5 protein-coding genes and 1 pseudogene are annotated in these 7,033 nt (G+C 40.2%); all 6 read left to right on the forward strand.

Going from position 1 to position 7,033, the window contains the following annotated elements; translation table 11 throughout:
- The first annotated feature begins 4 nt into the window (after positions 1 to 4).
- Positions 5 to 1,063 (forward strand): EscU/YscU/HrcU family type III secretion system export apparatus switch protein, encoded by a 1,059-nt coding sequence (locus PR766_RS15015; protein WP_036954235.1) that lies wholly within the window; start codon positions 5 to 7, stop codon positions 1,061 to 1,063.
- Positions 1,064 to 1,205: 142 nt separating this feature from the next.
- Positions 1,206 to 1,706: a type III secretion system translocator chaperone SicA gene (gene sicA / locus PR766_RS15020; RefSeq protein ID WP_154635814.1), complete on the forward strand. Its 501-nt coding sequence runs from the start codon at positions 1,206 to 1,208 to the stop codon at positions 1,704 to 1,706.
- 2 nt (positions 1,707 to 1,708) lie between these two features.
- Positions 1,709 to 3,487: a type III secretion system translocon subunit SctE gene (gene sctE, locus PR766_RS15025; RefSeq protein ID WP_154635813.1), complete on the forward strand. Its 1,779-nt coding sequence runs from the start codon at positions 1,709 to 1,711 to the stop codon at positions 3,485 to 3,487.
- Between the two features lie 24 nt (positions 3,488 to 3,511).
- Positions 3,512 to 4,744: an IpaC/SipC family type III secretion system effector gene (locus tag PR766_RS15030; RefSeq protein WP_154635812.1), complete on the forward strand. Its 1,233-nt coding sequence runs from the start codon at positions 3,512 to 3,514 to the stop codon at positions 4,742 to 4,744.
- 93 nt (positions 4,745 to 4,837) lie between these two features.
- Positions 4,838 to 5,911 carry a type III secretion system needle tip protein SctA gene (sctA, locus tag PR766_RS15035; RefSeq protein ID WP_154635811.1) on the forward strand — a complete coding sequence of 358 codons (1,074 nt, stop codon included), beginning with the start codon at positions 4,838 to 4,840 and terminating at the stop codon, positions 5,909 to 5,911.
- Positions 5,912 to 5,931: 20 nt separating this feature from the next.
- A pseudogene (locus tag PR766_RS15040) lies at positions 5,932 to 7,033 on the forward strand (hypothetical protein); the annotation flags it as partial.

Genomic DNA, 7,033 nt, shown 5'->3' on the forward strand with positions numbered 1-7,033 from the left:
TCTTATGTCATCGAACAAAACAGAACAGCCTACACGGAAAAGACTAGAAGAAGCGAAAAAAAAAGGACAGTCATTTAAGAGTAAAGACTTTATTGTCGCATGTTTGACGCTGGGTGGTATTTTATATCTCGTTTCTTTTAGTTCTTTTGATGAATTTATGGGGATGATTAGGATATTTCTTCAGTCTGAAAACCCCCAGAGTATTACGGACTATTCTAAAGCTGTGTTCATGTTAGGAATGAAGTTTCTTCTTCCTTTCATTGCATTGTGTGTTTTTATATCGGCATTACCTGCATTATTGCAAGTCGGGTTTGTTTTAGCTACCGAAGCACTGAAACTTAATTTATCAGCATTGAATCCTGTTCAAGGTGTTAAGAAGCTGTTTAGCCTTAGAACTATTAAAGATACGATTAAAACTTTGCTCTATCTTTCTTGTTTCATTATCGCTATTACTATCGTCTGGAAAAATAATAAAGAATTATTATTTTCTCAAGTTAATGGTGATTTATTCGGTGTGGCAATTGTTTGGGAAAAGTTATTATTTTCTTTAGTCATTATATGCCTTGGTTGTTCTCTTATTATATTATTATTAGATGCACTCGCTGAATACTTTCTTACCATGAAAGATATGAAAATGGATAAAGAAGAAGTTAAACGAGAAATGAAAGAGTCTGAGGGAAATCCAGAAATTAAGGCTCGTCGACGCGAAATTCATATGGAAATATTATCAGAGCAAGTTAAATCTGATATTGAAAACTCTCGACTTATTGTTGCTAACCCAACACATATTGCTATCGGTATTTACTTCAGGCCGGATTTATCACCAATTCCTTTAATTTCAGTTCGAGAAACTAATCAAAAAGCATTAGCTGTTCGTGCTTATGCTGAAAAAGTCGGAGTTCCTGTTATTACTGATATTAAATTAGCTAGACGGATATACAAAACTCACCGTCGTTATGATTTTGTTTGTCTTGAAGAGATTGATGAGGTATTGCGTCTCTTGGTGTGGTTAGAGGAAGTTGAGAATGCAGGAATAGGGGAGTCAGTAAATAAAAGTGAGTGATAGCTATTTAAATAGAATACTGCATTTTTGTGTGAGCGATTTTTGAATGTAGTCAGTTTAGTCTTAAGTTTAAATATAACCATAAAGCTGAGTCAGTCATTTTCGTAAATGTGACTCAGCGATATAAAAACGGAGATTTATTATGAGTGTTGATAAAAGCGTAAATGATGAAGAGCGTGTTATTGAGATGCTATGGGATGCCATAAGTAATGGCGCCACATTGAAAGATGTGCATGGCATACCTGAAAATATGATGGAGGGGTTATATGCACACGCTTATGATTTCTATAATAAAGGGCGCTTGGATGAAGCCGAAACATTTTTCCGTTTTTTATGTCTTTATGATTTTTACAATCCAAATTACACCATGGGATTGGCGGCTGTTTGCCAGTTGAAAAAACAATATCAAAAAGCTTGCGATCTTTATGCCGTGGCTTTCGCCTTATTAAAAAATGATTATAGACCTGTTTTTTTTACGGGGCAGTGTCAGTTAATGATGAGTAAAGCCGCGAAAGCAAAACAGTGTTTTGAATTAGTGTATGAACGATCAGAGGATGAATCTTTAAAATCAAAAGCCTTCATTTATTTGGAAACACTTAAGGAGGTTGCAGATAATTCATCCAATAAACCAAAAGAGGAATAGGTATGAATAACTCAGGTATCACTGGTGGTCTTGGGGGGCGCATTGACCCATCATTAGCGAGAGCTGCGTTTGAGCATGTTCGTAAGGGCGATAATTTTGTTCAGGCAGCAGATGAGGCATTAAAAGCTGTTTTGGCGTCAAAAGCAAGTGAAACCGATGCTGTATCACCCACGAAGATAGATGCTAATGGTTTAAAGTCTGTTCCATTAACACCGCCTTCAGCAGAGGCGAAAGAGGCATTAAATTCCGAAGGGACTCTAACGTTTCTATTAGGGCAATTGATGGCATTGATGGGCGAGGTTTCTATCTCTCAGTTGGAAGCCCGTTTAGATGCATGGAAAGCGATGGTAGAGGCTAATAAAGCCTTGAGTGACAAAATCTCATCTGACTTTCAATCTGCAGCAGCTGATGCTGAGAAAGCGATGGATTCCTACCAGGATGCTCTTGAGGAATTAAGAAATATTAAACAAAAGCAAGAAGCTCAGTCCAAAGTTTTACAAAGTGCCCAAGAGAAGTTGTCAAAGCTAAAACCAGGTGATTCAGGTTATCAAGAGGCTTTGGCTAGTGTTGAACAAGCGTCTAAAGAGGCTGAGTCGCTACAAAAACAATCCGAGGCTGCTGAACAAAAAGCCATGAGCGCCCATGCGGATGCGACTGAGAAAGCAGAAAAAGCGGATAAAATTTTAACGCAATCTCAAGGTTTAAACCTTCCCCGTAGCCAAAATGAACAAAATGCTGAGGATAACCTGACAAGTGTTGCCAGGATGACGATGCTGATGTCAATGTTTGTTCAATTAGTGGGTAAAAATAGTGAAGAATCTTTAAAAGCTGATTTAGACATCTTTAAAGCTTTGCAAGAAGGTCGCCAAAAAGAAATGGAAACTAAAGCGGCTGAGTATGCAAAAGAAGTCCAAAAAGCCGAAGAAGTTAATAGGATCATGGGCTGTGTGGGGAAAATTGTTGGTGCATTATTAACGATTGCTAGCATAGTTGGTGCGGTATTCTCTGGGGGGGCTAGTTTAGCATTGGCCGCGGCTGGTGTGGCGTTAATGGTGGCTGATGAAGTTACGAAAGCTGCTACTGGTACCTCGTTTATACAGCAGGCGCTTAATCCGATAATGGAAAATATATTGAAGCCATTGATGCAGGCCATAGGTAAGGCACTTTCAGACGTATTGGGTGCTTTAGGGGTAGATAAGAAAACGGCTGACTTAGTCGGAAGTATTTTAGGGGCTGTATTGGCTGCTGTTGCGATGGTTGCCGTGATTGCCGTCGTTGCGGTTGTCGGTAAAGGGGCTGCGTCAAAGCTTGGCGATATGATGAGTAAGTTGTTGGGAGAGTCAATCAAAAAACTCATGCCAACGGTTTTACGTCAGCTTGCTAGTAATGGTAGTAAAGTATTATCGCAAGGAATGCAGCGCCTAACGAATGGGTTAGGGGAGCTCGGCGCTAAGGCGGGATTAAAGGCTGATGCATTATCTAAAGAGCTGATTGGTAATACAATTAACAAAACAGTTTTAGGTCTGGAAGTTGCCCATACCGGTGCTCAGTCCACAGGTAATATTACTCAAGGGGTATTTTTAAAGAACTCCACTGAGGCACTTGCCGACTTTACAGTAGCAAAAGCATCGAATGAACAAATTCAAATGTGGTTACGTGAGGCTGTTGAGAAATTCAGTAATGACTTAAAAGTGACACAAGAATTACAACAAATGTTATCAGCGGCAGCACAGAACAGTGCTGAAACTGCTCGTGCAATATTACGCCAAAGTCGTGCATAAATTTTATTTAATAGGGAGAATAATATGTTACCAGTTAATAGTACTCATGTTCAACCTGCAGGTTTGACTAATTACGCAACACAAGATACTCCAGTTACTGGTGCTAAAGTGGGGATCAGCGCGGCTGATTTATTACCGATTTTAGCTAGTGTTGGAAAGAATGATATCGCAATTCAATCTTTTTTTACTGGTCCTGAGTTAGCCGCACCAGGAAAAGCGCCTTCACCAGAGGTATTAAGTGAGCTAGTCTTGTTTTTACAAGGTAAAGCGGAAGACCCTGAATTTTCAGGTGATATCAGTAAGCTCCATTCAAAACTGTCTACTCAGGTTGATGAGCTGATTCAAAGTAAAATGAAAGAAACTGGACTTGAAGAAGGAAAATTCCTCGACATTTCAGGCTTTTCTTCAAGGGCGGTGTCGTTGTTAGTGGCTGCAAATATTTTGATGTTGTCATTAAGTCAAGCAGAAACTCACTTGAGCTCTAAGTTATCATTAGTGAGCTTTGAAGCAACAAAAATGACGGCGGCTTCTTTGGTTAGAGAAGGTATGGATATGCTTTCGGGGGCGATTTCACAATCGGCCTTGCAGTTAGGTATTACAGCTGTTGGTGCTAAAAAAGAGCATTCTGGTATTCAACATGAGCGTGGTGCATTAAAGAATAATGCGGCAAAGATTAATAAGTTATCATCTGAAGCAACCGGTATTCAACGCACGTTGACTGAGCACCACCGAGTTCAGTTAGGGGCTGATAATGTTGATGGTTTAACATCATTAAATTTAAATTCTCCGAATCCAAGAGTGAATGCGGGATTATCAGGGGTAGATGTTGTTGATGGTGCTGCTTCAAGCTCGATTGAATTAGGCGCAAGCAATAAGACTTTATCTGCTGAGCATAAGGCTGTTTTACAAAAAAGATTAGAATCAGTTAATCACGATGTTGCCAACGAAGAACTTGCATTAGGTGATAATAAACTCAAGGCCAGAAATAAGCAAATGGTCGGTGGGGCTATTATGAATTCGGGGGCGAGTGTGGGCGGCGTTGCTGCATCTGGTGGACAGTATGCTGCAACGATGGAACGTTCTGAGCAACAAATTAGTACAGCAAGTAGCCGTCTGTCCGGTGAAGCTTCAGATAATACCAAAGATGCGGCTAAAAAATCCAAAGAATTATTGCAGGAATTATTGCGTCTTATGAATGAGATCAATCAATCGAAGAGTGCAACAGCTTCTGCTATCGCAGGAAACATCCGCGCTTAATCTCGATTGGTAATTTCTTCATCACTTCACCTTATTGGTTATTTTCATTTCCCCATGATGTCGTTAACGTCGTGGGGATTATAGGGGAATTTTATGTTTAGCATTTCTAATACTTCTACTCCTCGAACTTCTCAGCTAAATCCTACCGAACAATCCCAAACCAATGTATCGACAGAGGTAAAGCAAGAAGCAGGGACCGAAAAAAAAGAGGTAGGACATCATGGTTTGCACTTTTCTGCTTTGCAATATGCTGACTTAAAAGTAAAACAACTGTTAAGCCTAAATGGTGAGCGACCGACATTAGAGACAATGAATGAAAAAATTAATGAGCGGGTTTTAACAAGACAGCATGTTGAGGGGGCATTAAAAAGTTTAGCAAGTAGCCATGTAGTATTGACTGAAGAACAAAAGCAACAATTACAGCAAGGGTTTGGAGAGAATTTACCTAAATTACTGATGTTGAACGCCGGTGATAATACTATCTCCGGGCAAGTCATGATGTCTGATGCTGAATTATGGGAAAAAATTTCTGAGAGTATCGGTGATATCAATGACAGCTATTTAAAAATGTATGAAAGTACGGTGGCGGGATATACCTACTTTTATCAAAAGTTTAGTGAAAAAATATTGGCTCAAATGGGCTCATGGGTTCAGCCGGGTAAAGATGGTAATTCAGTAAAGCTCTCAGCAAGAGCTATAACAGATACACTATGGGGTATTCTTAATGCTTGTAAGGGGGAGAAGGGCACTGAAGATCCTTCATATGTGCTACTTCCTCCTCAATCAGGTGGTTCACCTGTTGAGACGTTTACTGAAGATGAGGCAAAAATGTGGGCTGCTGAATTGGGTTTGCCATCCAGTTGTGTTCAACCAAGAAATGGCGGTTATGTTGTTCTTCCGGATCTGACGCCTTTAGAAACGATGCTAAATGAACTTGAGGAGCTTAAGCAGGCTTCGAGTAATGGCTCTGTATTAGAGCTTGACAACGCAAAATATCAAGCTTGGCAAGCCGGGTTTAAATCTCAGGAAGAAAATTTAAAAACGACGCTTCAGACATTGACGCAAAAATACAGTAATGCAAATTCACTATACGATAATTTAGTTAAGGTTTTAAGTAGTACAATAAGTAGTTGTTTAGAAACAGCAAAAAGTTTTTTACAAGGTTAAGTTTTTAGGAGAGTGATATCATGAATCCTGCTGGTTTGTCGAGTGCGGTATCGCTAGGTAATCTGGCTCCAGATATGAGCAATGTAAATAACATTCAAACGCCATTAGGGGGCAGTGTTCGCGGGGTTGAAGGGAGTCGAATACAGCGGAGTCACTCCTGTCCAGATTTGTCGGGAGGAAAGCTTGAGCTTTTCGCTGCATTTCAGCGTAAAGCGAATTTGGATGCCTTAATTGATACTGTTAAATCTGAATCTGCTCAGCAGAAGTTACGTGATATCTTAACTCAATCGCCTAATGCTTCAGCTAAGCATGAAGTTGAGCGATTCGCTACCGTTTTTCGTCAATTAAAGCAAAATCCAGACCTTACCCCAGCTCAACAAGGTCTTCTTTTAGAGCTTGCAGAACAATATGCTGAAAAAATTATCGCGGATGGTTTAGGCAGTAAATCTGCATTTGGTCCATGGAATGGATCGAATCAAAAGGATTTTAAAAAACGCCAAGAATTAGAACATAGATTAGCTAGTTTAGTCTGTGAATGTACTCAAGGTGATGGTCTGGCGTTGGGTAATCACTTTGCACAAAAAGAAGTTTTGCCATTTATCTTATCTTGCTTACAAGACCAATTTGGTTGTGGGCTCAGTGACGAATCAGCTCAGCAAATAGTGCAATTAGTTGACAAAGCGGCAATGCAGGCTTTAGAAGCTATCCGTCACCGCTATCTTGACTTGATAGATGAACAAGGTATGGGGGTTGGTAAACAGGCTCGTGACCTTGAGACTATCGGGATGATGCCTTTGCTTTTAAGAAATATATTGGCAACTATCCCTAAAGATTTATTACCCGATGAAGTTGATGCAACAATACCACGACAACCGAGAGATGCTGAGCCTGCTGGGCCAGCTGATCCCAATGCCCCTACTGGTCCTACAGACCCATTAGACAGAGGGATAACCATTAATGTTGGTGGGATTAGTATTGATAATCGTAGCTATCATTATGATAGTCATGATATTACGACCACTAATAACACCAATGGAAACGATCCTCTGGTAACGAAAGGGTATGAGGATGCTAGCACATCAACGGATGATGATCTTTCTGCAACTGGCGGTCGAGAGGCCA

This window comes from Providencia sp. PROV208, assembly GCF_028479465.1.
Taxonomy (GTDB): domain Bacteria; phylum Pseudomonadota; class Gammaproteobacteria; order Enterobacterales; family Enterobacteriaceae; genus Providencia; species Providencia alcalifaciens.